The following is a 25,251-nucleotide window of genomic DNA, read 5'->3' as shown; positions in this document are numbered from 1 at the left end:
TTTGGCTGTTGTCGTTGGGAGTGTCGTACAAACCATCGTTGGATATTACTGCGACAATTTGCCCCATGTATAGTTTCTGATCAGTTTATAAACTCTCCCCTCATCCAGTTTTGAATAAGGGGAGAGTTTATGGAAATTACCACGCTGATAGATAAAGGTGGCCCGGTGATGTGGGTGCTGCTCGGTTACTCCGTGGTGGCGGTTGCCATTGTGGTCGAGCGACTGATTCATCTCAATCTGTTGCCCAAAGTCAGTGGTGATCTGGACTCCCTCTATCAGAGCAGTGGTAAACGCATTTCACCGGAAGCGGCGATTGCTATGGGTGTGCAACAGGCTGCCAGTGAAGGTGTGAAGGATCTGGTACGTGTGGCTTCACGCATTGGATCAGATCAACTGGCGCGTATGGAGTCCGGACTGCGTACGCTGGCCTGGCTGGGTAATACAGCGCCGCTATTAGGCCTGTTTGGCACGATCACCGGCATGATCAAAGCCTTTCAGGTGATTGAGGCTGCCGGAGGCAAGGTCGATGCGATGGTGCTGGCTGGTGGCATTTGGGAAGCGATGGTAACAACCGGCGCAGGGCTGGCCGTGGCAATCCCTGTTCTGTTTCTACTGCACTTTCTTGAAGGGTTGGTTGATAAACGTGCCAAGTCGATGCAGCGGGTCGCTTCGATGGTGATCGAGCAGTTGCCGCATATCGCGCTGAACAGTGAAGATAACCAGGTTAAACACAGGGACTCGCTGGCCCATGCAATTTGAGGGGGCACGCAGGAGTGGTCAGGCACCGAACCTGACACCGCTGATTGATATCGTTTTTCTGCTGCTGGTCTTTTTTATGCTCACCGCCCATTTTGTGAAGGATCAGGGGCTGCCGATTGAGTTGCCGGAAGCAGAAAGTGCGCTATCACTTGATGATCAGAAACCGCTTGAGATCAAGCTGACCGGCACAGGCCAGATCATGGTCGCAGATCAGCAGGTCGCGATTGATGCGCTGCAGGCGTACTTGCGGCCCCTGCTTGCTGCAAGAGATGAGAAGCGTGTGCTGATTCGTGGTGACAAAGATGCCGGTTTTGGTGATTCGGTGAAGGTGATTGATGCAGCGCGCCTGGCTGGTGCAGAGGGTGTCGATATTGTCACTGAGCAGCCGGATCGGGATTAACATGAGTCCGGTAGTGGTAGCACCTGCAAACAGAGTGGTTCGTTATGGCGCAATCGGCCTCTCTCTGCTGCTGCACGGGGCTCTGTTTGCCAGTTTTGGCGGGGCACCGGCAGGTATTGTGCAGCCGCCGACACAGTCAGTCACACGCCTGAGTTTTTTAACACCGGCTGTAGAGCCAGTTGTGACACCGGAAGTTGTTCCTGAGATCAAACCGAAAGAGAAAAAGATTGTGGAACCGACGCCGGAGCCGGTGAAGAAAGTGGTGAAAAAAAAGGTGCGTAAGAAGGTCGCTGAGCCTGTAGAAGAGGTGGTTCAAGAGCAGATCAGTGAACCACAACCGGTAGTCGTTGCGCAGCCGATGGCCGTAGCTGCGGCAGCCACACCACAGATTGATCAGGGGTTGATCAAGCGAGAAACCGAACGCTACCTCACCGAGGTGATGGCACATATCGAACAGCATAAATGGTATCCGAAAGCAGCTCGCCGGCGCGGAATTGAGGGTGAAGTGCATATCAGTTTCAAGCTGCTTCCAGATGGTTCAACGCACCAGCTGGTGGTTGAAGATGGTCCAACCATGCTGGTTTCAGCAGCCAGAAAGGCTGTAGAGAAGGCGTTGCCGTTGCCTTTGCCTCCAGCGACGATCGACTGCCCGCTTGAGTGCGAGTTTCGCATGCGCTTTAATCTGGATGCATCCTGATTTTTATTCGGGTTCCTCTTACAGTCTCCTGTTTCCAGTAAATGCATTTGATCGTGAAGCAGGGGTGCGTCAATCTGTCGCGCGACAATTTGCCCTGCGTCGTTTTGCCTAATTTCTACATTTACTTCGGCTCATAAAATCCGCCTGTTTTTTGAAATAAGACAGGGGAGAAGAGATGAATTTGAAAATTAGAACGCAGGTGGTAGCGGCAGCAACAATGCTGATGATGCCGCATATGGCAGGAGCCGAAGATATGGGGTTGATGCGGGTGGACTCCACCACCATTGATGACCGCTTTGAGTCCAAACGCGGCGAACCCTCCAATATCTCTGTGATTTCAGGCAACAAGGTGGAAGAGGCACATGCCGAGAACATCAAACAGATCCTTGATGCTATTCCGGGTGTGACGGCTGAATTACAGAGTCAGGATTCACTGAAAATTCATATCCGTGGTGTGGAAAATCAGCGCTTTATGGGCGAGAAGCCGGGTGTGGCCGTGGTGATTGATGGTGTGCCGGTATTTGAGCGCACAGGACGCGTGAATATCAATATGGATGACATCGAATCGATCAAAGTGATTAAGGGTGGTGCCTCTTATCTCTTTGGTGATGATGCTCTGGCCGGTGCGGTGATCATTACCACCAAACGCGGTGCTAAAATGGCCGGTGGTCAGCTTTCTGGCGAAGCGGGAAGCTTTGGTTATAAGCGTGGTTTGGCACGTGCCGGTTTTGCAGCCGATAAAGTGTCCGGTCATGTGCAGGTGAGTCGCAGGGATGCAAAAGGTTACTATTATCAGGGTGATTACAAAGCCGATTATCTGAATGGAAAGCTGCAGGGTTATCTCTCTGACAGCAGTGATCTGACATTTGGCTGGGAGGTGGCCAAACGTTTCAAGGATAGCCACGGTACGGTTACAGGCATTTCTCAGGCCGCACTGGATCCTACCAGTGTAAATGGCCGTGATTTTGCCCGTCACTATAATGTTGATCTGGGTAAGTTCTATCTCACCTATGCCAACGATATCTCTGAGACCAGTAACCTGATGCTCAATATCTACCAGTTTGGTGATCACACCAAATACTGGTCCTCTCCTATTCGTTACAGCACGACAGGCGCGGCTGTGACTGATGTGAACGCCTATGCCAACGGCAATGATTACAAACAGGTTCAGCGTGGCATCAAGGGTGAGTGGCGCGGCAGCAGTGAGACGCTTGGCTGGTTGGGTGCCGTTGATCTGCGCGATAACAGCTACAAGAACAAAGTGACAATTCTGCAGAGCCATCGCGCCAGTCCAAGCCCCTTCTCCGGTGTTACTGCAGGTACGGTTACTGCAGATGACAAGACAAAAGAGCGCATGTATGCAACTTATGGTGAGCTGAAATTTGCCGTGACCGATGCACTATCAGCAACCGTGAATGGTCGTTATGACCATATGAAACTGAGCTATGATGACTATCTTCCAGCTGCTGCAGCTGCATCTCTGAGTAAGAATTTTAATGTCGGCTCGTGGCGTGCTGGTCTGAATTATGATTTCAGTGATTCTGCCTCACTCTATACGAATGTCTCAACTGGCTTCAGGGCTCCGACTATTCAGCAGCTATTTGCAGGCACAATCAATTTGACCGGCGGTGTTGCTGCGAATCCGAACCTGAAACCTGAGCAGGCCTATAACTTTGAGGTAGGTATGCGTGGAAAGCTCGATCTAATTGGGGGTATTGAGTGGGATATCGCTGCTTTCCAGATTGATCGTAAGGATTTTATCCTCAATGTGGCCGGTCAGTATGCCAATCCTGCAACCGGTGTAACCGATCAGTACCAGAATATCGGTGGTATGCGCAATCGCGGTGTTGAACTGGCTGTCAAAACTGATCAGCAGCAGCTCTTTTCGATGGATCTGGCCTACACACTGTTGGATGCGAAATTCACCCGCTATGACAACTACAACCTGCTGTTGGGCAACCGCTTCAGTCCGGCACCGGGTGCAAGCAGAATCGTGACCTACAATAATAGCGGTAAAACAGTGCCGCGTACTCCCAAGCATAAAATCTTTCTGGCTGCACGGATTAACCCGTTCGCAGGCTTCACCCTCACCGGTGAGATGAATGCGCAATCCTCCTATTTTGCCGATGAGATTAATCAGGAGAAGATCGGAGGCCATACCCTGTTCGATCTGGTAGCCAACTACGATTTCACAACAGGAGCCAATAACGGTGTGAAGTGGTCGCTGTTTGGACGCATGGATAACGTGCTGGATCGCACCGTCTACAACACCGCACGCGGTTATTACGACAGCAATGGCGATTTTTCCTACAACGCAGAAGACCTCTCTATCGTGGTCAATCCCGGTCGCCGCTGGACAGCTGGCGTAACCGCAACATTTTAATCAAACCATACCGAGGGAGAAGATATGAACAAACAGATGAAACAGCTGATTATCGCGGCAGCGACTGCACTGCTGCTCTCAAGCCCGGCGCTGGCCTGTGGTGGTAAGCCATGTGCATCCGAAAGCTGCGATTTTAAGGGCGCCAAGGCAGAAAATTGTGTGCAAGGCGATGCCAAAGGATCGGGTTATAAGAAATCGGGGCACCATAACATTCCGGGCAACAGCCCTGACTATATTCGCAAGATTCTCAAGAAGGCCGATGCCATCGCTTTGAGTGATAAGCAGCGCAAACAGATCGGTGAACTGCTGGTAGCGGCCGAAACCGGTGCTGCCAAAGCCCATGCCGAAGCTCAGATCGAAGTGGCTGCATTGCGTGGCAAACTGCACGGCGGCAACTTGAAAGATAGTGATATCAAAGCCTATAGCCAACGCATGGGTGAGCTGCGTGCAGCCAAATACGAAGCCAACCTGATGGCCTCGGTAAAAGCTTCACGCCTGCTCACTGATGAGCAGAAATCCAGCCTCTATGCAGGCAAAAAAGCCATGGGTGCTAAGAAGTGAAGCGGGAAATATGGATAGGGGCCACGCTTGCCGTGGCTCTTTTCAGCATCAACGCAGAGGCAGCGATGCACTGGTCCCCGGCTCCGAAAGAGAAGAGTCATGGTCATGGTGGACACGGTGGCCATGATCGCCATGCAGGCAAACCGTTCCTGTTGCATGCTGGTGAAGGTGCAGAGGTCCAGCTGATGAGCCCGAGCAAGGTTGTTCAACCCTTAACGCTGGAGCATGGCAGGGTCAGTGTGAAAGCGATGGGCACCGGCAATTATCATGCGCTGGTAGCTAAACGTAGCGTGGGTGATCTGCATGAGTCAGCTGTTCGTTATATCTATATGAACGGCAAACCATCCGGCGTGTCACCATCACTATTGATAGGGCACGAGAAATCGGCGCTGGAGATAGAACCAGCTCCATTGGCGCGAGAGCACTGGCGTTACTACTCCAATACAGATGCACAGTTCATCGTACGTTTTCAGGGTGAGCCGCTTGCCGGAGCGAAGGTGCACATGCAGACAGGCAATGGTAGCAGTGCTGAATTTGCAGCCAATACCGAAGGTCTGGTGACTATCCCGCTGCCTGAGGATTTTACCTACGAGAAACCCGGCCGTATGGCAAATCCACCGTCTGAATTTGTACTAACCGCTGAGCATCATGTCGGCACAGAGAGACATATTACCACCTTTTCATATGGCTATCACATCAACCCTGAGCACTGGCAGCCTACAGAGCTCGGTCTGGCGGTCATTGGTGGCGGGATGTTGATTGGTGGTTTTATTACCTTGAGAAAGCGTCGTCGCAGGGAGAAAAAGTAATGCCTATCTGGAAAAATTTATCGGTCATCCGCAAATTTGTTCAGCTGCTGGCCTTTCTGTTTCTTGTCTATGGCTCAGTCTTTGTAGGCTTCTACTCTGCCGATAAGTTGTCGGGTGCATTTCCGGTGCTCTCCTGTGCTTATGATGCCAAAACAGCAGACTACTGTGTGTTGATTCCACTGCAGCATCAGCTCGGACATGGTTTAGGGCCTGCAATTGCGGCCGGAAAGTTCACGCTCAGTCTGCTTCTGCCTATCCTGACAACCCTGGGAACCTTCCTTCTTCTTTTCATCTTGTTGAATAAGGCTTTCTGTGGCTGGCTCTGCCCGCTGGGCTTCTTCCAGGAGGTGCTGGGTATGATCGGTCAGAAGCTGCGGCTGAATCGCACTGAGTCGCTGGATGATAATCTGGTGGATCGCATCAGGCCTGCCAAATGGCTGATGCTGGGGCTGTTGGTGATTCTCTTGCCACTGGCTTCGGGTCTCGGTTTTGTCGGCCATGAACTGGGCGATCCCTTCTGCCAGATCTGTCCGAGCCGGATACTGACCTCACTCTTTGCAGGGCAGCTTAACCAGCTCTATATCGATACCTCATCAACCGGTTATATGATCCTCTCGATTATTGCCGATCTGTTGTTTGGTCTGATTCTTGTGCTCTCACTGACCATGCGTCAGCCCTTCTGCCGCATCTGCCCGCTGCTGGCGATGCATGCGCTGTTTAAGAAGGTTGGCCTGGTTAAGCTTGTGAAGAACTATACCAGCCGCTGTGATAAGTGTGGCCTCTGTGCCAAAGCCTGCCCGATGGATATTCGTGAGATTCATACATCCAAAGAGAAGGATATTCTTATGCCCGACTGCACCCTGTGTGGACGCTGTGTGGAGTTCTGCCCGGATAAGGGTGTGATGGCACTGAAGTATGCGGTGATTCCGATTAAGGTCTCTGATCCCGCGTATTTTAAAGAACGCAACAAGGCGCAGAAGAGGTGGGAGGGCAAGCAGAAGCCATCTCGCCGTGTTAAAAAGGATTAAACGTGGAGGTTCTATTCTCCGCTATGCTGACAACATTCATCATCGGCCTCTCATTTGGGGCCGGTGCATGTATGTTTACCTGTATTCCGACACTCGGTGTGATGCTGCTGGCGCAGGATATCGGAGCCAGAGAGACCTCACTACAGACGCTGCGTTTTAATCTCGGTCGCATGGCGGCTTATGCACTGCTTGCTGCCGTTTCGGGTCTGGTTGGTGCTTCACTGGTCGGTCTGCTCGATATGAGTCATGCCAACTATATCTTTGCCGCCATGCTGCTCGGCTCTGCCGTGCTGTTGTGGCGCAAGGGGAGAGTGGCGGGGTGTGCCAGCCACAAGCAGAAGCAGATCAGGGCAGGGCTGTTCGGGATCGGTTTTGCTATGGGTTTGAGGCCATGTGCGCCGCTGGCCGGTGTCATGGCAGCATCTGCAGCAACTGGCTCAGCCGCTTACGGACTGCTTCTCGGCCTCTCCTTCGGAGCCGGTGCTATTGTTATTCCCCAGCTTGTTTTCGGTTACGGTCTGGGCAGAGCCGGTGGTGAGATACGCTCGCAACTCAGAGGCAGACAGCAGCAGCTGGCCAGGATTGGCGCATCGGTGCTGGCCTTTGTCGGAGTCGGGGTTGGTATGGGGTGGATATCCCTGTGAGTCAGCAGACAGTTCTTTTGATTGATGATTGTAGTGAGATTCTGGAGCATATTGCAGAGATATTGAGTCTGGATGGTTTCAGGGTGTTAAAGGCTAACGCTGGCGAGCAGGCTGTTCATCTGTTCACGGCATGTCGCAACGAGATTGACCTTGTGGTGAGTGAAGTGATGTCGAGTTTGTATGCCGGTGAAAGAACAATCAATGAGGTTCGCCGTATCGACAAAGATATACCGGTGTTGTTTGTTACAGACCTTGATGCACATGAGGCACCAAGGCGGATAGGCGCTTTTGAAAACTACTACCTGCTTAATAAGCCATTTTATCCCGAAGAGTTAGGGGAAGATATCCGTTTCATTATTGGTTGATACTGCGCGCTAAAAATATTCTCTTGCCGGGTGTACGATCGTACACCATACTCCGCACCATGATTAATAAAGATCCCTTTTACCTCGGACGACTGCAGGACTACTACGCGCTGCACAGGTTGATTCCCTCCTATGCGGAGATCGCTGCCCTTGTGGGTGTGAGTAAGCAGGGGGCGGTAAAATTTATCGACCGTATGATCTTTGCCGGTTACATCAGCAAAGGGCCGGGCGGTCGCTTGAGCCCTGCCAATATGTTCTTCGCCCGTCCGCATGTCGGCGTGGCACCTGCTGGTTTTGCCTCTCCGGCCACAGAGCTGCTTGGCGATGCGATCACGATCGATGACTATCTGGTTGAACACCCCTCACAAACTGTGCTGGTTGAGGTGACAGGTGATTCGATGATCAATGCCGGTATCCATGATGGCGATTTTCTTATTGTTGAACGCAACAGGAATCCATCCATCGGCAAGATCGTTGTGGCCATTGTCGATGGTGATTTTACCATCAAATATCTGCGCAGCGGAAAAGAGGGGATGTACCTTGAGCCGGCCAATGAGAACTTCCCGAATATCTATCCGGAGATGTCACTCGATATCTACGGTGAAGTGGTCGGCCAATTTAGAAAATTTTAGGACCTTTTTTATCACGAAGACACAAAGGGCACTAAGAAAAACAGGAAAAGTAAAAAATGTGATGTCCAATGCTACAATCATATGAATTTTTCATATTGCGGTTTGTATTATTCTATTGAATGTCTTCTTTGTGCCTTCGTGTCTTTGTGGTGAGTCTATTATATGAAAACAATCAGTAACTGGCCCAATGCGATTGCGCATATCGATTGTGATGCCTTCTATGCATCATGTGAGGCGGCGCGCAGGCCTGATCTGAAGGGGCGACCGATCTGTGTGCTCTCCAGTCAGAATGCCATTGTTGTGGCCAGGTCCTACGATGCCAGGGCGCTAGGTATCACCACTGGTATGCCGGTGTGGGAGGCGAAAAAGCTGGTGCCGCAGGCTGAGTTTCTTGCCGCCGACTTTCGTTATTATGGCCAGCTCTCGCATAAACTCTTCTCCATTCTCAGACGTTACAGTCCCGATATCGAGGTCTACTCGATTGATGAGGGGTTCATGGATATGAATGGCATCCGAACCTTGTGGCGTAAGCCGTTTCGCCAGCTTGCAGATGAGATTCGCCAGCGCATTGAGCGTGAAACGGGCATCACCGTTTCCGTCGGTATCAGCGTGACACGCACACTGGCCAAGCTTGCCTCGGAATCGAACAAACCCAATGGAACCACAGTGGTGCCGGGCAGACGCATCGAACGTTTTCTGGCTGATGTTGCCGTCTCTGAGATTCCGGGTATCGGCAGGAGCCGTGCCGCGCTGCTGCATAAATGTCATATTTATACGGCCCTGCAGTTTTCCCGCCTTGAGGACACTGTTATGCAGCGATTGCTGGGGCGTCACGGTATGCTTCTCAAGCAGGAGCTCTCAGGCATCTCTGTGATGGGGCTGGAGATCAATCCGCCACTGCCGAAAAGTGTCGCACGTACTGCATCAATGGGTGAGGTGACGACATCATCGCAGCTTGTGGCGGCACATCTGAGTTATCACACCATGCGGCTGGTCTCAGAGCTGGTTGCCAAACAGCTGTTTACCCGCCGCATTCATGTGTTTCTCACCCTTGCGACGTTTGAAAAGCGTGGCAGCGATATTTGCCTTGATCTGCCGAGCAGCAGCCTGAAGCGGATCACCGCAGCGGTAAAAAAGGGTTTTATAACACTGTTCAGGGCAGGGGAGCGTTATCGCGGCTGCGGCATCGTGGCGACCCATATCAGTCGCGCTGCATCAGCTACCCCCGATCTGTTCGGCCTGATGCATGAGGATGGGCGCCAGACAGAGCTGATGCTGACGGTGAATGATATCAATAGAAAATATGGTGATCGCACCATTTCACTGGCAGCAGTGCGGAGACTCAAACAGCAGCAGAAGAGACCGCGTTTTCAATATCCGCTACTTGTCGCAAATTGAGCCGATCCGGTGAGACAAGATTATAGCTTGCGATTTGGTGCGGTTTTTCTACCATAACAGCCCGTTGAATCAGGAGGGGAGTATGAGCGTTGCAGATGTGGTCGCACAGATTAAAGAGGGAAAAAGCCAGGCTGGTGCGGATCTGACCAACCTCAATTTCTCGGGTCAGGATCTCTCCGGCGCTGATTTTTCCGGTGCCGACCTGCACGGCAGCAAGTTCAGCGGTGCCAGGTTGCACAATGTGAATTTTACCGGAGCCAATCTCAGCCACTGTAATTTTGGTGGTTCTGATATGAGCGGTTCCGATATCAGAGGCGCCAATCTGGATGGCAGTGAGATGATCAATGTGAAGCAGACCGGTCTGCGTATTGACCGTGACCGGCTGATCTCCCGAGTCCGCAGTGGCTGGACGCTTGATGGTGTTGATATCTCAGGTATGGATCTGGCTGGTGAGAACCTTCGTTATGCTAAAATCACCTATGCCAATATGCAGGGCTGTAATCTGGAAGGCGCTGACTTGCGCGGAGCGGTACTTTATGAGACCAACCTTGCCTGTTCAAACCTGATGAATGCCGATCTGCGTGGTGCAAGCCTGAAGCGGGCTAACCTGACCAAAGCCAACCGTACAGGTGCACAGGTTTCCAGGCGCGCACTGAAACGGGCCTTTATTACCGGTGATATTGCTTATCTCGATAATTGAACGCTGATTGAAAACAGGTTACCCCTGAACAGGGGGGCTGCTGTTGAGAGGCGGTTTATTTAAACTGGTAGAATTCGCTCACCTGAAGGTATTCGTTGTCCTTATAAGAGACCGATTTTTTGCCGTTTTTGGTAAGCATGCCGATAATCATATTGGCTTGTTCGCAATCCATCGTGCCTAACGTTTTGCGCTCACCGCCAAGCAGCGCCAGTTCAATCGATACACTGTTGCTCTCGGAGTGCCATAGTGATGTGTATCCGACCACAGTTGCTAAATCATTAGTATTCATGCTTCCCCCTGTTACATAGTTTGAGCTTATCCCCTTGCCACCGCTTTCCCACGGGTTGGCGGAAGCCAGCATTCAATAAAACTGTTTTATAAGCAAATGAATTTTAATAAAAGCAGCAACATATAGAGCCGGAGCTTCTCAAAAGCCGGGATGGCTGCTTGCAATTTTATCCGCTTTTAGCTAGAAAGCGCGCCCGCTCAAAGGAGCGAATTCGCACACCGATCCAACCATTGTGCCCGAAAGGGTGAGGGACGGTGGAAGAAAATAACAATTGGAGAACTTAAATGTCTCAGTTTACTATGAAGCAACTGCTTGAAGCAGGCGTACACTTTGGTCATCAGACCCGTCGCTGGAATCCGAAAATGGCACCATATATCTTCGGTTCCCGTAATGGCATCCACATTATCGATCTGCAGAAAACCCTGCGTCTGGCTAATGAAGCCTACTCATTCATGAATGCACTGGCAGCTGCCGGTGGCCGCGTACTGTTCGTTGGCACCAAGCGTCAGGCTCGTGATGCTGTGAAAGAGGAGTCTCTGCGCGCCGGTCAGTTCTATGTTAATCACCGCTGGCTCGGTGGTACACTGACCAACTTCACAACCGTTCAGCAGTCTGTTCGTAAGATGAAAGATCTGCAGCGCCAGAAGGAAGAGGGCGTGTTTGAACTGCTGACCAAGAAAGAGGCACTGGGCCTGCAGCGTTCACTGGACAAACTGGAGCGTTCACTCGGTGGTATCAAGGATATGGTTGAGCTGCCTGACTGTCTGTTCGTGGTTGACGTACGTAAAGAAGAGCTGGCTGTGAAAGAGGCCCAGAAGCTGGGTATCCCGGTTGTTGCCGTGGTTGATACCAACTGCAACCCGACCGGTATCGATTATGTTGTTCCAGGTAACGACGATGCGATTCGTGCTGTGCGTCTGTTCTGTAGCAAGATTGCCGATGCGCTTCTGGAAGGTGCTGAAGCATGGACTCTGGAGAATGCTGAAGATGGTGCCGATGTTGTTGAAGCCATGACTATGGCTGTTGAAGAGGCTGCTGAAGAGACAGCGGCCGACGCGTAATTAATAAAAGGATACGAGGGTAATTTAGAATGGCTATTACTGCTGCAGATGTAAAAAAACTGCGTGACTTGAGTGGCGCTGGCATGATGGATTGTAAAAAAGCATTGGCTGAGACCGATGGTGATATCGATGCCGCAGTTGATTTCCTGCGTAAGAAAGGTCTGGGTGCTGCTGCCAAAAAGGCTGGCCGCGTTGCTGCTGAGGGAATCGTTGTTTCAGTATCCGAAGGCAATATTGGTGTTGTAGTTGAAGTAAATGCAGAGACTGACTTCGTAAGTAAGAATGAGAAGTTTGTCGGTTTTGCAAACAGTGTCGCTCAGCTGATTATCAAAGAGAATCCTGCTGATGTTGATGCACTGAAAGCGCTCGATTTTGATGGTGAGCATACTGTTGAACAGGCTCTCTCCCAGCTGATCGCAACCATTGGTGAGAACATGAGCATTCGCCGCTTTGAGCGCATCGAAGCTTCTGGTGGCGTAGCATCTTATGTGCACGGTGCTGGCAAGATCGGTGTGTTGATCGGCATTGAAGGTGATGCTGCTGCTGATCTGACCCGTGGTGTTGCCATGCATGTGGCGGCGGCTAACCCGCTGTTTATCTCTCGTGATGATGTGGATGCTGATACTGTAGAGCGTGAGCGTGCAGTGCTCTCTGAGCGTGCAATTGCAAGCGGCAAGCCTGAAGCGATTGTTGATAAGATCGTAGCCGGTCAGCTGAATAAGTTCTACTCTGACATCTGCCTGCTGGAGCAGGATTTTGTAATGGATACCGACCAGAAGGTTGGCAAGGCGCTCGGTGGTGCAACTGTCGTTGCGATGGCCCGCTTTGCTCTTGGTGAAGGTATCGAGAAAAAAGAGGAAGACTTTGCTGCAGAAGTTGCTGCACAGATGGCAGGCTGATTGCAGATGAGCGGTTTGCGTCGCGAAAGTAGTGAGCAGCGCCCCTATAAGCGGGTGCTGCTCAAGCTTTCCGGCGAAGTACTTATGGGTGATACGGCATTCGGCGTTGACCCTGACACCATCAATCGGCTGGCCCGAGAGATTATCGAAGTGCAACAGGCCGGTATTGAGCTGGCCATTGTTATCGGTGGCGGCAATATCTTCCGTGGCATGAGCGGCACGGCATCGGGTATGGATCGTGCCAGTGCCGACTATATGGGTATGCTGGCAACGGTGATGAACTCCATCGCCCTGCAGGATGCGATAGAACGCAATGGTGCGACTGTGCGTGTGATCTCTGCACTGCATATCAGGGAGATCGCTGAACCCTATATTCGCCGCCGTGCAGTACGCCATCTTGAGAAGGGGCGTATTCTTATCTTCGCAGCAGGTACCGGTAATCCTTACTTTACAACGGATACTGCAGCAAGTCTTCGTGCTATGGAGATTCAGGCAGATGCAGTGGTGAAGGGAACCAAGGTCGATGGCGTCTATACGTCCGATCCGGCTAAAAACCCAGATGCCATACGTTATGAAACACTTACATTTACCGAAGCACTGACCAAACGTCTGGGTGTGATGGATGCGACTGCCATGTCACTTTGTCGCGATAATCATATGCCGATTGTGGTGTTTGATGTGACTACACCGGGTCAGATGCTCAGAGCAGTCTCCGGTGAGCCTGTCGGCACACTGGTTCAGGAGGGGTGAGTATGTTTAAAGATCTTGAAAACAGAATGCAGAAATCGATTGGCGCGCTGAAGTCTGAGCTGGCATCGATTCGTACAGGGCGTGCCAATGCCGCGCTGCTCGACCATGTAAGGGTCTCCTACTATGGTTCTGAAGTACCGGTAAGTCAGGTGGGCAACCTCTCCGTACCTGAGCCACGTATGCTGATGATTACCCCTTGGGATAAATCCCAGATCGCAGTAATTGAGAAGGCGATCATGAAATCGGATCTTGGTCTGACACCAACCAGTGATGGTGAAGTGGTGCGTATTATGCTTCCTGAGTTGACTGAAGATCGCCGTCGGGATCTCGTGAAACAGGTTAAAACGGTCGGTGAGAAAGCCAAGGTCTCTATTCGTAATATCCGTCGTGATGCCAATGACAGTGTCAAACATCAGGTCAAGGATGAGGGGCTGCCTGAAGATGAGAGTAAACGTCTGCAGGATCGGGTTCAGAAAGTAACCGACAAATTTATCGCCGAAATCGACGAGATTATTGAACATAAAGAAGCTGAAATTCTGACCGTCTGATGTCTTCATCTGAGCAGGCGACTAGGCCTGGGATTCCAAACCATGTAGGCATTGTCATGGACGGCAATGGCCGCTGGGCAAAATCTCAGGGCAAGGTGCGTCTCGAGGGGCACAAAAGAGGTGCTGATGTTGCCCGTCAGGTTGTTCGTTGGGCCAGGGATCTGGGCATCAGACACATCTCTCTTTTTGCCTTTTCAACCGAGAACTGGAACAGACCCAAGCTTGAAGTGCGAGCGTTAATGGGGTTGCTCGCCATGACGCTGCCAAAAACCCTGCCTGAAATGAGAGAGAACGGTGTCCGCTTCCGTGTTCTTGGCGATATCTCACCACTACCTGCAAAAGCCCGTAAGGCGGTTGAGCAGGCCTGCGCCGAAACCTGTGATAACAGTGCTATCGATCTGATTCTCTGTCTCAATTATGGTGGGCAGCAGGAGATCGTTGCCGGTGTTCAGCATGCAGTTTCATGGGCACAGTCTCAGGCCGACCCTGAAAAGGCGCTGGCTGAATTAACCCCGGAAACATTCCGCTCCATGCTCTGGCGCCATGATATAGCTCCGGTTGATCTGTTGATTCGAACCGGTGGAGAGCGTCGAATCTCCAACTTCCATCTTTGGGATGCAGCCTATGCGGAGCTCTATTTCAGTGATGTCTACTGGCCTGAATTCAGCAAGCAGGATCTGCAGCTGGCTGTCGATGATTATGCGGCTCGTGAACGCCGTTTTGGCAAGACCAGTGAGCAGGTCAACCGATGAGTGAATTAAGCAAGCGCATTATCACTGCACTGGTGCTGGTGGTGCTGGTGTGGGCCTGGTACTTCAATCTGCCATCGCCATGGTTTGAAACCGTGCTGGCGCTGATTGGCTGGGGTGCAACGTGTGAGCTGATTCTGATGGTGAAGCTGCGCGGCTCCATGGTCTATCTGGTCTCATCGCTACTGTTATGGCTGGCCTTTCTCTATGCGCCTCAGATTGAGTGGTTGCTGTTTGTTACACTCTTCTGGTTCGCCACTTTTGTTACTGTTTCACGCCATCAGGAGGCTTCATTCAGCCACTTCTTCGCCTTTATCTGGCTGTTTGGCTGGCTCTATCTGTTCGCTCTGGCGATTGCAAAAACGCATGCTTCAGAGGTTGGTCAGGGCTTGATCATCGGCACCTGTCTGGCTGTCTGGCTATCGGATATTGCCGCCTATTTTGTTGGTCGTGCCATTGGTAAACATAAGCTCTGTCCGGCTATCAGTCCGGGTAAATCCGTTGAGGGCTTGGTTGGTGGTGTGGTGTTCTCCGTACCTTTAGCCGTGATCTGTTGGTTGATGTGGGATGTTGTTGGTTTGATGGCGGCCATTATGCTGGCTGTTGTGACAGTGTTTGCAGGTGTATTGGGGGATCTTTCCGAGTCGGCGGTTAAACGCCTGGCTGGCGTTAAGGATAGTGGTCGCTGGCTACCGGGTCATGGCGGCATTCTTGATCGTATTGATGCGATTATGATGGCTGTCCCTGTCGCCTGGCTGCTATGGGGGATGATCGTATGAAGCTGACGGTGCTGGGGGCTACAGGCTCCATCGGTTGCAGTACGGCTGATGTGATGCTGCAGCATCCTGATAAATTTTCCGCCTATGCTCTGGTTGGTCATCGTAACAGTGAGAAGATGTTGCAGTTGGCAAAGCTGCTTAAACCACAGTGGGTGGTGATGACCGATGCAGCTGCTGCAGAGCGGCTTAAAGGTCAGCTGCCTGCAGATGTTCGGCTTGAAACCGGTATGGATGCGGCTACGGAGCTGGCTGCTGCTGCAGAGACCGATATGGTGATGGCTGCTATGGTGGGTTCAGCAGGTCTGCCGGCAACGCTTGCTGCTGTTAGTGCAGGTAAGCGCGTTGGTCTGGCCAACAAAGAGTGCCTGGTCACTGCCGGGCGCATCTTTATGGATGCAGCACGACTCTCAGGTGCTGAAGTTGTACCTGTTGATTCAGAACATGCCGCAGTGCACCAGTGCCTGCATGGTCATGATAAGGGGTCGGTGTCTAGGGTGATTCTGACTGCTTCAGGCGGTCCGTTCAGAGATCGTGATCCGGCAACGTTGCAGCGTGTGACGCCTGAAGAGGCGATTGCCCATCCCAACTGGGATATGGGTGCAAAGATCAGTGTCGATTCGGCAACCATGATGAACAAGGCGCTGGAGCTGATTGAGGCGCGCTGGTTGTTTGATCTTCCTGCTGACAAATTATCGGCGATTATCCATCCTGAGAGCATTATTCATGCTATGGTGGAGTATCAGGATGGCTCAGTGCTGGCTCAGCTTGCCATGCCCGATATGCGTATGCCAATCGCGTATGCGATGCAGGCAGAGCCGCGTTTATCAACGGGGATACCATGGCTTGATCTGGCCAAAACCGGGGTGCTGCACTTTCAGCAGATCGATGAGCTGCGTTTTCCGGCGATGCGGCTGGTCAATGATGTACTGCAGGGGGAGGATTCACTCTCCATCGCGCTCAACGCCGCCAACGAAGTGGCCAATGCTGCCTTCAGAGATCGGCGCATAGCATTTACAGATATCGTGACAACAGTCGAAAAGGTGCTTGCACGGGTGGAAAATATACCCGTGGCTCTGCTCGATGATGTATGGTTGCATGACGAACATGCCAGAAGATTGGCCAATGAGGTAATATCCTGATGCTGGAAATTCTGCATACAACATTTGCTTTTGTTGTAGCGATTGCACTGCTGATAGCGGTGCACGAATATGGCCATTTCTCTGTTGCCCGCAGGCTTGGCATTAAGGTGGAGAAGTTCTCTATCGGTTTTGGCCCGGCGCTCTTTTCATGGCGCAGCCGTGACGGTGAGGTACTCTATGTGATTGCCGCCATCCCACTGGGCGGATATGTGAAGATGCTGGGTGAGAACCCGCATGAACAGGGTGAAGAGGGGCAGCAAGAACTCTCTGAAGCGGACAAGCTGCGGGCCTTTAACCGGCAGGCAGTCTGGAAGCGGGCGGCTGTTGCAGCAGCAGGTCCTGCCTATAACTTTCTATTTGCTATCGTAGCCTACATGCTGGTGGCCTGGCTTGGCCAATCTGTACTTCCTCCGACTGTGGGTTATGTGGCGCCGGCATCAATTGCCGAGCAGGCCGGGTTGCAATCAGGTGACCGTATTGTAGAGGTGGAAGGGCGTCAGGTGCACTCCTGGCAGCAGATGGAAGAGCGTCTTAAAGCTTATGTTGGTGATGCGGCGACTGTACTTGTGGGTCGTGATGAGAGAGATGTTTCGCTTCATATGCAGCTGCCTGCCCAACAGAAGGATGCGCTGCTGATCGATGTGGCAGATCAGGTGCTTGGTTTTAATCCGGGCCTGGTTGTCTCTATCGAAGAGATTATGGACGCATCGGCGGCACAGCGGGCAGGCCTGCAGAAGGGTGATGTCATCAAGCAGATTAACGGCATTGCCATTGGCAATGTGAATCAGTTTATTTCCCAGGTACAGCAGCTGGCCGGAGAAGATGTAACGCTGGTAGTTAAACGCGATAGAACTGTGCTGAGTCTGACTGTGATACCTGTTGCCGATAGTGATCAGAAGGGGCGCCTTGGCGTGCGTCTTGCATCGCAATCACTGCATGGTACCGAACTCTATCGCATGGGTCTCCTTGAAGGGGTGCAGTACGGGTTTGTCAGAACCTGGGAGATGACGGCACTGACCCTTGGTGTGTTTGCCAAGATGGTGACATCGGCGATATCACCGGATAACCTCGGTGGCCCGATAGCCATTGCCCAGTTGGCCGGAAAAACAGCTGATCTTGGGCTGGTCTACTTTATCAGCTTCCTGGCTTTGATCTCCGTGAACCTCGGAGTGTTAAATATGTTGCCAATTCCCATTCTGGATGGTGGTCTTCTGGTTTATCTGGGATTGGAGAAGTTGAGGGGAAAACCACTATCGCCACGTTTTCTGGAGATGACGCAGGTGGTAGGGCTGGCGCTGATTATCACGTTGATGGTGTTTGCGTTTTATAATGATCTTTCGCGTCTATTCAGGGGATAATATGTTTGGCTTAAGGCAATTGGTGTTTGGTTTTGGTCTGCTGCTCTCTCTGTTTTCAGTGGCAGGTATAACTCTGGCTGAAACAGACGGGCAGCCATCAGCTGCGAAAATCCTCTCTATTGATGTGCAGGGTAATCGCTACGTGGAGAATGAGATGGTGCTTGCCAAGATGGGCAGCAAGGTCGGAGAGATCCTGAGCAGAAAACAGTTGAGCCGCGATGTGCTGGCGATTCATAAATCCGGTTTTTTCTCCGATGTGCGTTTTAGTGGCACACGAACTGAGCAGGGCATTCATCTGGTCTGTGAGGTGAAAGAGTACCCGCTGATTGCCAAGGTTGAGCTGGTAGGTAATGAAAAGCACCCTACCAAGGATCTGCAGCTGCAGATGAAGGTTCGTCCCGGGCGTATTTTTAACCCCTTCAATCAGAGGTCGGATCTGAACCTTATCCGTAAGGGCTATCTGAAGGATGGTTACTATCAGGTTGATGTGAAGTTCACCGCCACACCCAGAGAGGATGGTCGCGTTGATGTGCTGGTTACGGTCATTGAAGGTGAAGTGACGACCATCAGACGTATCGGTTTTATTGGCAACAAGGTCTATAGCGACTCTGAATTGAGGGATGAGATCGCCTCCCGGGAGTCATCTATTATCAGCTGGTTCACCGATAAAGATGTGTTTGATCAGAAGCGACTGGGTGCTGATACGCAGCTTATCGAACAGTTTTATCTCAACCACGGATATATTGATATACGTGTAGAGTCCAAGCAGCTGGTTATGGCTCCGGATAAGCGAAGTTTCAACCTCACCTTCAGTCTTAGTGAGGGTGATCAGTACCGGGTATCATCTGTCGATATACAGGGCGATATTGTTCCTGATAAAGAGACACTGCTGGAGCTGGTCAAGGTTGAAGAGGGACGCATCTACGAGTTGAATGATCTCAGAGAGACCATTGATGAGATTACAGCGCGTGTTGGTGATGAAGGGTATGCCTTTGCAACGGTAACCCCGCTGCTAACCCGAAATATTGAAGAGGATACCGTTGGTGTTGTCTTTGATATTGAGAAGGGTGAAGAGGTTTATGTTGAGCGCATTGAAATCACAGGTAATGAAAAGACCGATGATGAGGTGGTTCGTCGTCTTGTGGCGCAGTCACCTGGATCCCGCTATTCAGGTACACAGGTAAAACGCAGTAAGGAGGAGGTGAGACGCGCAGTCTACGCTGAAGATGTTCGAGTCTCCTTCCCCAGAGGCAGTGCTGTCGATAAGGTTAATATGAAGATTGATGTGACCGAGAAGAAGACCGGTTCATTCACTGCCGGTGTCGGTTATTCTCAGCTTGAGAAGTTGACCCTGACCGGCTCAGTCAAGGAGGATAATGCTTTTGGTAAGGGCTACCAGGCGCATATAGAGGCCTCTCTGGGTTCACTTACCCAGAACTATAACGTTGGTCTTACTGACCCCTATTTTCTGGGTAAAAACATGAGTGCCTCTGTAAATATGTTTAAGCGCCAGTCAGATCAGTTGGACATGACAAGTTACAGCAGTAGTTCGATTGGTGGTGGCATTGGTTTTGGGCTGCCTGTCTCTGAACATATCAGCTATAATCTGAACTATCAGTATGAGAGAACCAACCTCCAGATGGCTAATCTACTCAATGCTTCACGCCTGTTCCTTTCACAGCTGGGGCGTCAGACCACCGGTGAGATAAGCCAGACATTAAGTTGGGACAGTCGCAATAAGCTAATAGCTGCATCCGAAGGGCATCTTGAGCAGTTTCGCGTCTCCGTTGCTGGTTTGGGAGGGGACAATAAGTTTTATGAGGCAACATTCAGTAGTAAATATTATTATGGCTTCGGTGAGGATAAAGACTTTGTCTTTAACCCTACTTTTCTGATAGGAGGGATTAGAGCTTACGCCAACAAGAGCATTCCTCTATATCGTCGATTCTCTCTTGGAGGGATTGGCTCTGTGAGAGGCTTTGATTCACTGGGGATATCCATGCGTGATGCCATTACCAATGATGCCCTTGGTGGAGATAAGAGGTTTTTCACATCGATGAACCTTTTCTTTCCCATACCATATATGCAGACTGCTGGCATTAGAGGTATTCTGTTTGGTGATGCCGGTTCAGTTTGGGGGTATACTCCAGGCTCTGTTGAGCCAGCTAAGCTTACATTAGGCAGGATTCGCTCTTCTGTCGGTGTCGGTATTGAGTGGATATCACCTGTGGGGCCTATTGGTCTTACTTGGGCTTTGCCGATTCACAAGCTGCCTGATGACCGGTTAAGAAGTTTTGAGTTTATGATGGGCGGAACATTTTAAGTGTATGATAAAACTTGTAAGGAGATTTCAATGTTAAAGAAGGCAGGTGTTCGATCATTGCTGATAGCAGCAGGAGCCGTATTTGTGTTCGGTTTTTCTACAGCCCAGGCTGAAGGTTTGAAGATTGGTTATGTCGACATGAAGAGTGCAATCGATAATACAGCCGATTACCAGAGGGGCATGAAGCGTCTGAAAGCGATGCAGGAGCAGAAGGTGAAAGAGCTGCAGACACTTGGTGCTCAGATCAGTCAGCAGGAGAAAGATCTGCTGGGTCAGTCCATGGCCATGTCTCCTGATCGTCTGGCGCAGAAGCAGCAGGATCTCAAGTCGATGCGTACAGAGTTCCAGCGTAAGCAGCAGGATGCACAGGAAGATCTTTCGGCCGAAAAGAATCGACTGGATATGGCGATTGGCGGAAAATTCCAGGCTGTTGTAAGCACGTATGGCAAACAGAAAGGTTTTGATATGATCATGCCTCGACCAATGTTTCTCTATGTCGATCCGAAACATGATATCACTGGTGACATTACCAAACTTCTGGACGCTAAAAAATAAGAGCCCCTTTTGAAATCAATTACGATAGCTGAAGTAGCCGACATTGTCGGTGGTGAGCTTGCCGGGCCGGTTATTGATACGCCTGATCATCTGATCAGCGGTGTCAATTCACTTGCCGATGCCGGTAGCAGCGAACTCTCATTTTTAGCGAACAAGCGCTATAAGGGTCAGCTTGAAACAACCGCTGCTGCAGCTGTCTTTCTCTCTGCCACTCAGAGTGCACCTGATGGCTTGGGCATTATTCGAGTCGATGACCCATACCTGGCATTTGCCAAGCTGCAGCGTCATTTTTATCCGTTACCATCAGGGGCCGGTAAGCAGCACGTTTCAGCCGTGATCGATGAGAGTGCCACGCTTGCAGAGAATGTGGATGTGGGCCCTAACGCGGTGATCGGAGCCAATGCCACTATCGGTGCAGGAACCATTATCGGGCCTGGCTGTGTGGTGGGTGAGAATGTGCAGATTGGAAAAAACTGCATCCTTAATGCCAACAGTGTGGTTGCTTACGACTGCATTCTGGGTGATGGCGTGATCCTGCAGGCCGGTGCAACCATCGGAGCTGATGGTTTCGGTTACGCCTGGGATGGTATGAAATTTTTGAAAATCCCACAGGCCGGGCGCGTCATTCTTGAGGATGACGTGGAGGTTGGTGCCAATGCATCGGTTGATCGTGGCGCTATTGGTGACACAGTATTGGAGCGCGGTGTTAAACTCGACAACCTGGTTCAAATTGCACACAACGTTCGTGTAGGAGCCTTCTCGGTGATGGCCAGTCAGGTTGGTATATCCGGTTCGACGGTCATTGGCAAAGGGTGCCAGTTTGGTGGCCAAAGTGGTGTTGCCGGGCATCTGGTTGTTGGCGATGGTTGCAAGCTGGCCGGTAAAAGTGGTGTGCTTGGTGATCTTGAGGCGGGTGGCGTCTATGCCGGATCACCTGCCATGCCGCACCGTATGTGGCTGAAGGTGTCGGCGCTGATGATGAAGCTGCCGGAGATGTTAAAAGCGCAACAGAAGTAAACAGGCGCTTCACTAGTAATAATTACATTTTTTGGAGAGTAATATGCCGGAATTAAATATTGATGAGATTATGCAGCATCTGCCGCATCGTTATCCATTCCTGCTGATTGACCGCATTCTTGATTTCGAAAAAGAGAAAAGTATTCGTGCCCTGAAAAATGTAACCATCAATGAGCCGCAGTTTACCGGCCATTTCCCTAATCATCCGGTGATGCCGGGCGTGTTGCTTGTGGAGGCGATGGCGCAGGCTGGTGGCATGCTGGCATTCCAATCGGTCGAGGATGACCGCGAGTATCTGGTCTATTTCACTGGCATTGACGGTGTTCGTTTCCGCAAACCTGTACGGCCTGGTGATCAGGTGATCTTTGAACTGACCTGTCTGCGTCGCCGTGGTTTTATGTGGAAGCTCAGAGGTGAAGCATTTGTTGATGGTAAACTGGTATGCGAAGGTGATCTGACGGCAACACTGGTGCCGCAAGAGAGCGCATGAGTCCCGTGATCCACCCAACCGCAATTATTGATCCTGCGGCGGAGATTGGTGAGGGCGTAAGCATTGGCCCTTACTCTGTAGTCGGTCCGAATGTAAAGATTGGTGATAACTGCGAGTTAATGAGCCATACCGTGATCACCGGTAACACGACGATGGGTTCGGGTAACAGGGTTTTTCCATTCACATCCATTGGTCAAATTCCCCAGGATCTGAAATTTCATGGTGAGCCTTCTGAGGTTATCATCGGTGATAACAACCAGATTCGTGAAAATGTGACCATCAATGCCGGTACTGAAGGTGGCGGCATGGTTACCCGTATCGGCAACAATAATCTGCTTATGGCCTACACCCATGTGGCGCATGACTGCATCCTCGGTAATGGTATCGTACTGGCCAACTGTGCCACGCTGGCCGGCCATGTTGAGGTTGATGATCAGGCTATTATCGGTGGCCTGTCTGCCATCCAGCAGTTTGTCCGCATCGGCAAACTGGCGATGATTGGCGGCATGAGTGGCGTGACCAAGGATGTGGCACCTTACTGTCTGCTGGCAGGCGGTTATCGTGCGGGCCTCTCAGGCCTGAATCTGATCGGGCTGAAACGTAAAGGATTTAATGCAACCGAGATCAGTCGCCTGAAAGAGATCTATCGCATTCTGCTGCAGGAGAGTGGCAAACGTGATGCGCGCCTGCTTGAAGCTGAAGCGCTGCTGCAGGATGGTGATGATGTGGCACGGGAAATCATTGAATTTGTTCGTGGTGCCAAGCGTGGGCTGATGACCCATGGCCGCGATTCAGAATAAGCTGATCCCTGCGTGAAAAAAATCGGTCTGATTGCCGGATATGGTCACTTTCCATTGGAGCTTGCCCAGTCACTGCATCAGGCCGGTTATGAAGTGCACACCGTTGCTGCGCGTGAAGAGACCTTTCCCGAAATTGAAAAAATAACCGCCTCTACCTGCTGGCTGCATGTCGGTCAGATTGGCGGTATGATCAAAGCATTCAAACGTGCCGGTGTCAGTGAAGTGGTGATGGCAGGTAAGGTGCGCAAGCTACACCTGTTCCGTAACTTCAGACCCGACCTGACCGCCATGAAAGGGCTGTTGCGACTGAAAGACAGACGTGACGATTCCATTCTTAATACCATTGCTGATCTTCTGCATGAGGGTGGTTTAACCCTGATTGATCAGACGCTCTACGCAGGTCAGATGCTGGCAGGCAGTGGCCATCTGGCAGGACCTGCTGCAAAAAAACGCATGCCGGATATTGCCTTCGGTTTTGCTCAGGCCAAAGGCATTGCGGCACTGGATATTGGGCAGACGATTGTCGTGCAGAAACAGGCTGTGCTGGCTGTAGAGGCGATTGAAGGCACCGATGAAGCGATCACGCGTGGTGGCTCTCTCGGTAGCGGGGAAGCTGCGGTGATTAAGGTGGCCAAGCCCAATCAGGATCTGCGCTTTGATGTGCCTGCTGTTGGCCCGGATACGCTGGAGGTCATGAAAGCCTCTGGCTGTAATCTTCTGATGGTTGAGGCTGGGAAAACCCTGATCATTGAACGACAGCGATTTATCGAAATGGCCGGGCAGTACGGTATATCTGTCTATGGATATGCAGAGGATTGATTCGCCCTGCTCTGCTGCGGCTATAACGCTGTGAGCCGTTTTTTTATCAGTGCTGGAGAGACCTCGGGTGATCTGCACGCAGCTACTGTTGTAAAAGCACTCAAATCCCGTTTTCCTGATGCAACCATCCACGGCATTGCCGGCACTCAGATGGTAGCCCGGGGGTGTGCACCCATACGCCATATGAGTGAGCTCAATGTCATGGGGATTGGCGACGTGCTGCGTTCACTCTCCAGAATCAAGGATGTCGAAACCTCTGTTGTTGACTGGTGCGGCGCACAAAAACCTGATGTCGCTATCCTTGTTGATTTCTCCAGTTTCCATATGCGCCTTGGTTGCAAGCTTCGCGCACTTGGCATTCCCGTTGTCCATTTTATTGCCCCCAAGCTTTGGGCGTGGGGTAGCTGGCGGGTCAGGAGACTGAGAAAATCGCAGGACAAGCTGGCCTGCATTCTCCCCTTTGAGCCGAAGTGGTTTGCAATGCGTGGCATTCAGGATGTACGTTATGTCGGTAATCCCAGTGCAGTCGGTTGTGCCGGTGGCTGGACTATGGCCGAGCTTAAGGCAAAGCTTGAAGTCGGGGATGGGGATAAGCTTCTCGCACTGCTGCCGGGCAGTCGGCCACAAGAGCTGCGTATGCATGTGCCGATTCTGGCGGAACTGCTACAGCGCATTCGTCTTGAACTTCCCGATCTGAGCTGTGTGGTACCGGTAGCTCCCGGTGTGGATAGAGAGGCGCTTGCACCACTCTGGCAGCAGGGGGCAAAACAGATTGATCGCACCGCTGAGGGGTATGCCATGCGCGCTGATGCCGCTGTAGCAGTTTCAGGCACCGCTACACTTGAACTGGCTCTGTGGAACACACCGACCGTACTGGTTTATCGCGCATCCCCTGTGATGGTGTTTCTGGCCAGAAGATTGGTGAGTCTGAACTGTGCAGGTCTGGCCAATATTATTCTTGGCGATCGACCTGTGATGCCTGAACTGATTCAGGAGCAGTGCACAGTTGATAATATGATGGCTGAGCTTATGCCGCTACTGCGCAACGAAGCTGCAGCGCAGAAGCAACGCGAAGCGTTCTCCGAACTGCGCCGCGTTTTGGGTGATCAGCACGCAGCAACAGGCGTTGTCGACATGGTGGAAGAGCTTCTTTAGTTCCGCTTGCAGTAGCTTTAGGGATGCTCTGAATAACCCCTGATTATTTTTCCTCGCCCCTGTTTCGAGCGCGAATTTTGGCAAACTTGCTTATTTATCCCCCGATCATCGCCTGATTGGCTTTGATCGGGTGGTTTATCCGTT

Annotated in this window: 28 protein-coding genes; 27 read left to right on the top strand and 1 reads right to left on the bottom strand. The window is 51.5% G+C overall.

What is annotated here, in order from left to right; translation table 11 throughout:
* Positions 1-129 precede the first annotated feature (129 nt).
* From F3F93_RS06885 to F3F93_RS06830, 12 genes are all read left to right on the top strand, one after another.
* Positions 130-759 (top strand): MotA/TolQ/ExbB proton channel family protein, encoded by a 630-nt coding sequence (locus tag F3F93_RS06885; RefSeq protein ID WP_176958440.1) that lies wholly within the window; start codon positions 130-132, stop codon positions 757-759.
* The gene (locus F3F93_RS06880) at positions 749-1,159 is read left to right on the top strand and encodes a biopolymer transporter ExbD (protein WP_176958439.1); all 411 of its coding nucleotides are present in this window, start codon (positions 749-751) and stop codon (positions 1,157-1,159) included. Before F3F93_RS06885 ends, F3F93_RS06880 begins: the two co-directional genes overlap by 11 nt.
* 1 nt (position 1,160) lies before the next feature.
* On the top strand, positions 1,161-1,856 hold the full coding sequence (locus tag F3F93_RS06875; RefSeq protein WP_176958438.1) for an energy transducer TonB: 696 nt from the start codon (positions 1,161-1,163) through the stop codon (positions 1,854-1,856).
* 175 nt (positions 1,857-2,031) lie between these two features.
* Positions 2,032-4,239 (top strand): TonB-dependent receptor, encoded by a 2,208-nt coding sequence (locus F3F93_RS06870; RefSeq protein WP_206675389.1) that lies wholly within the window; start codon positions 2,032-2,034, stop codon positions 4,237-4,239.
* Positions 4,240-4,263: 24 nt separating this feature from the next.
* On the top strand, positions 4,264-4,800 hold the full coding sequence (locus tag F3F93_RS06865; protein ID WP_176958437.1) for a Spy/CpxP family protein refolding chaperone: 537 nt from the start codon (positions 4,264-4,266) through the stop codon (positions 4,798-4,800).
* Positions 4,801-4,832: 32 nt separating this feature from the next.
* A complete protein-coding gene (locus tag F3F93_RS06860; RefSeq protein WP_176958436.1) occupies positions 4,833-5,609 on the top strand; it encodes a hypothetical protein in 777 nt (258 codons plus the stop codon).
* Complete coding sequence (locus F3F93_RS06855; RefSeq protein WP_194335000.1) at positions 5,609-6,637, top strand: 4Fe-4S binding protein; 1,029 nt, start codon at positions 5,609-5,611, stop codon at positions 6,635-6,637. Before F3F93_RS06860 ends, F3F93_RS06855 begins: the two co-directional genes overlap by 1 nt.
* Before the next feature lie 23 nt (positions 6,638-6,660).
* The gene (locus F3F93_RS06850) at positions 6,661-7,281 is read left to right on the top strand and encodes a sulfite exporter TauE/SafE family protein (protein WP_176958435.1); all 621 of its coding nucleotides are present in this window, start codon (positions 6,661-6,663) and stop codon (positions 7,279-7,281) included.
* Positions 7,278-7,646 (top strand): response regulator, encoded by a 369-nt coding sequence (locus F3F93_RS06845; protein ID WP_176958434.1) that lies wholly within the window; start codon positions 7,278-7,280, stop codon positions 7,644-7,646. The genes F3F93_RS06850 and F3F93_RS06845 overlap by 4 nt, the downstream gene beginning before the upstream one ends.
* 59 nt (positions 7,647-7,705) lie before the next feature.
* Positions 7,706-8,278: a S24 family peptidase gene (locus tag F3F93_RS06840; RefSeq protein ID WP_176958433.1), complete on the top strand. Its 573-nt coding sequence runs from the start codon at positions 7,706-7,708 to the stop codon at positions 8,276-8,278.
* Positions 8,279-8,440: 162 nt separating this feature from the next.
* The gene (locus tag F3F93_RS06835; RefSeq protein ID WP_176958432.1) at positions 8,441-9,676 is read left to right on the top strand and encodes a DNA polymerase IV; all 1,236 of its coding nucleotides are present in this window, start codon (positions 8,441-8,443) and stop codon (positions 9,674-9,676) included.
* Between the two features lie 82 nt (positions 9,677-9,758).
* The gene (locus tag F3F93_RS06830) at positions 9,759-10,376 is read left to right on the top strand and encodes a pentapeptide repeat-containing protein (RefSeq protein ID WP_176958431.1); all 618 of its coding nucleotides are present in this window, start codon (positions 9,759-9,761) and stop codon (positions 10,374-10,376) included.
* A 55-nt stretch (positions 10,377-10,431) separates the two neighbouring features.
* On the opposite strand, the gene F3F93_RS06825 is transcribed toward F3F93_RS06830, so the two are convergent.
* Complete coding sequence (locus F3F93_RS06825) at positions 10,432-10,665, bottom strand: hypothetical protein (RefSeq protein WP_176958430.1); 234 nt, start codon at positions 10,663-10,665, stop codon at positions 10,432-10,434.
* Between the two features lie 284 nt (positions 10,666-10,949).
* On the opposite strand from F3F93_RS06825, the gene rpsB reads away from it, so the two are divergent.
* The 15 genes from rpsB to lpxB are packed head-to-tail and all read left to right on the top strand — an operon-like array spanning position 10,950 to position 25,107.
* The gene (rpsB, locus tag F3F93_RS06820; protein ID WP_176958429.1) at positions 10,950-11,726 is read left to right on the top strand and encodes a 30S ribosomal protein S2; all 777 of its coding nucleotides are present in this window, start codon (positions 10,950-10,952) and stop codon (positions 11,724-11,726) included.
* Between the two features lie 29 nt (positions 11,727-11,755).
* Positions 11,756-12,625, top strand: a complete 870-nt coding sequence (gene tsf, locus F3F93_RS06815; RefSeq protein WP_176958428.1) for a translation elongation factor Ts — start codon at positions 11,756-11,758, stop codon at positions 12,623-12,625.
* A 6-nt stretch (positions 12,626-12,631) separates the two neighbouring features.
* Positions 12,632-13,375, top strand: coding sequence for a UMP kinase (pyrH, locus tag F3F93_RS06810; protein WP_176958427.1), 744 nt, complete (start codon positions 12,632-12,634; stop codon positions 13,373-13,375).
* Positions 13,376-13,377: 2 nt separating this feature from the next.
* Positions 13,378-13,923 carry a ribosome recycling factor gene (frr, locus tag F3F93_RS06805; RefSeq protein WP_176958426.1) on the top strand — a complete coding sequence of 182 codons (546 nt, stop codon included), beginning with the start codon at positions 13,378-13,380 and terminating at the stop codon, positions 13,921-13,923.
* On the top strand, positions 13,923-14,675 hold the full coding sequence (gene uppS, locus F3F93_RS06800) for a polyprenyl diphosphate synthase (protein WP_176958425.1): 753 nt from the start codon (positions 13,923-13,925) through the stop codon (positions 14,673-14,675). The genes frr and uppS overlap by 1 nt, the downstream gene beginning before the upstream one ends.
* Positions 14,672-15,451, top strand: a complete 780-nt coding sequence (locus tag F3F93_RS06795) for a phosphatidate cytidylyltransferase (protein ID WP_176958424.1) — start codon at positions 14,672-14,674, stop codon at positions 15,449-15,451. Before uppS ends, F3F93_RS06795 begins: the two co-directional genes overlap by 4 nt.
* A complete protein-coding gene (gene dxr / locus F3F93_RS06790; RefSeq protein ID WP_176958423.1) occupies positions 15,448-16,590 on the top strand; it encodes a 1-deoxy-D-xylulose-5-phosphate reductoisomerase in 1,143 nt (380 codons plus the stop codon). Before F3F93_RS06795 ends, dxr begins: the two co-directional genes overlap by 4 nt.
* Positions 16,590-17,948 (top strand): RIP metalloprotease RseP, encoded by a 1,359-nt coding sequence (gene rseP, locus F3F93_RS06785; protein WP_176958422.1) that lies wholly within the window; start codon positions 16,590-16,592, stop codon positions 17,946-17,948. The genes dxr and rseP overlap by 1 nt, the downstream gene beginning before the upstream one ends.
* Position 17,949: 1 nt before the next feature.
* Positions 17,950-20,271 carry an outer membrane protein assembly factor BamA gene (gene bamA, locus F3F93_RS06780; RefSeq protein ID WP_176958421.1) on the top strand — a complete coding sequence of 774 codons (2,322 nt, stop codon included), beginning with the start codon at positions 17,950-17,952 and terminating at the stop codon, positions 20,269-20,271.
* 30 nt (positions 20,272-20,301) lie between these two features.
* Positions 20,302-20,826, top strand: coding sequence for an OmpH family outer membrane protein (locus tag F3F93_RS06775; protein WP_176958420.1), 525 nt, complete (start codon positions 20,302-20,304; stop codon positions 20,824-20,826).
* 9 nt (positions 20,827-20,835) lie between these two features.
* Entirely contained in the window at positions 20,836-21,843 is a 1,008-nt protein-coding gene (gene lpxD / locus F3F93_RS06770) for a UDP-3-O-(3-hydroxymyristoyl)glucosamine N-acyltransferase (RefSeq protein ID WP_176958419.1), read from the top strand.
* A 43-nt stretch (positions 21,844-21,886) separates the two neighbouring features.
* Complete coding sequence (gene fabZ / locus F3F93_RS06765) at positions 21,887-22,333, top strand: 3-hydroxyacyl-ACP dehydratase FabZ (RefSeq protein WP_176958418.1); 447 nt, start codon at positions 21,887-21,889, stop codon at positions 22,331-22,333.
* A complete protein-coding gene (lpxA, locus tag F3F93_RS06760; protein WP_176958417.1) occupies positions 22,330-23,133 on the top strand; it encodes an acyl-ACP--UDP-N-acetylglucosamine O-acyltransferase in 804 nt (267 codons plus the stop codon). Before fabZ ends, lpxA begins: the two co-directional genes overlap by 4 nt.
* A 12-nt stretch (positions 23,134-23,145) precedes the next feature.
* Complete coding sequence (gene lpxI / locus F3F93_RS06755) at positions 23,146-23,952, top strand: UDP-2,3-diacylglucosamine diphosphatase LpxI (RefSeq protein WP_176958416.1); 807 nt, start codon at positions 23,146-23,148, stop codon at positions 23,950-23,952.
* A gap of 30 nt (positions 23,953-23,982) precedes the next feature.
* Complete coding sequence (gene lpxB / locus F3F93_RS06750) at positions 23,983-25,107, top strand: lipid-A-disaccharide synthase (protein ID WP_176958415.1); 1,125 nt, start codon at positions 23,983-23,985, stop codon at positions 25,105-25,107.
* Positions 25,108-25,251: the final 144 nt, after the last annotated feature.

The sequence above is a fragment of the Mariprofundus sp. KV genome (assembly GCF_013387475.1).
In the GTDB taxonomy this organism is placed as follows: Bacteria; Pseudomonadota; Zetaproteobacteria; order Mariprofundales; family Mariprofundaceae; genus Mariprofundus.
This window is presented reverse-complemented; position numbering and strand designations above follow the sequence as displayed.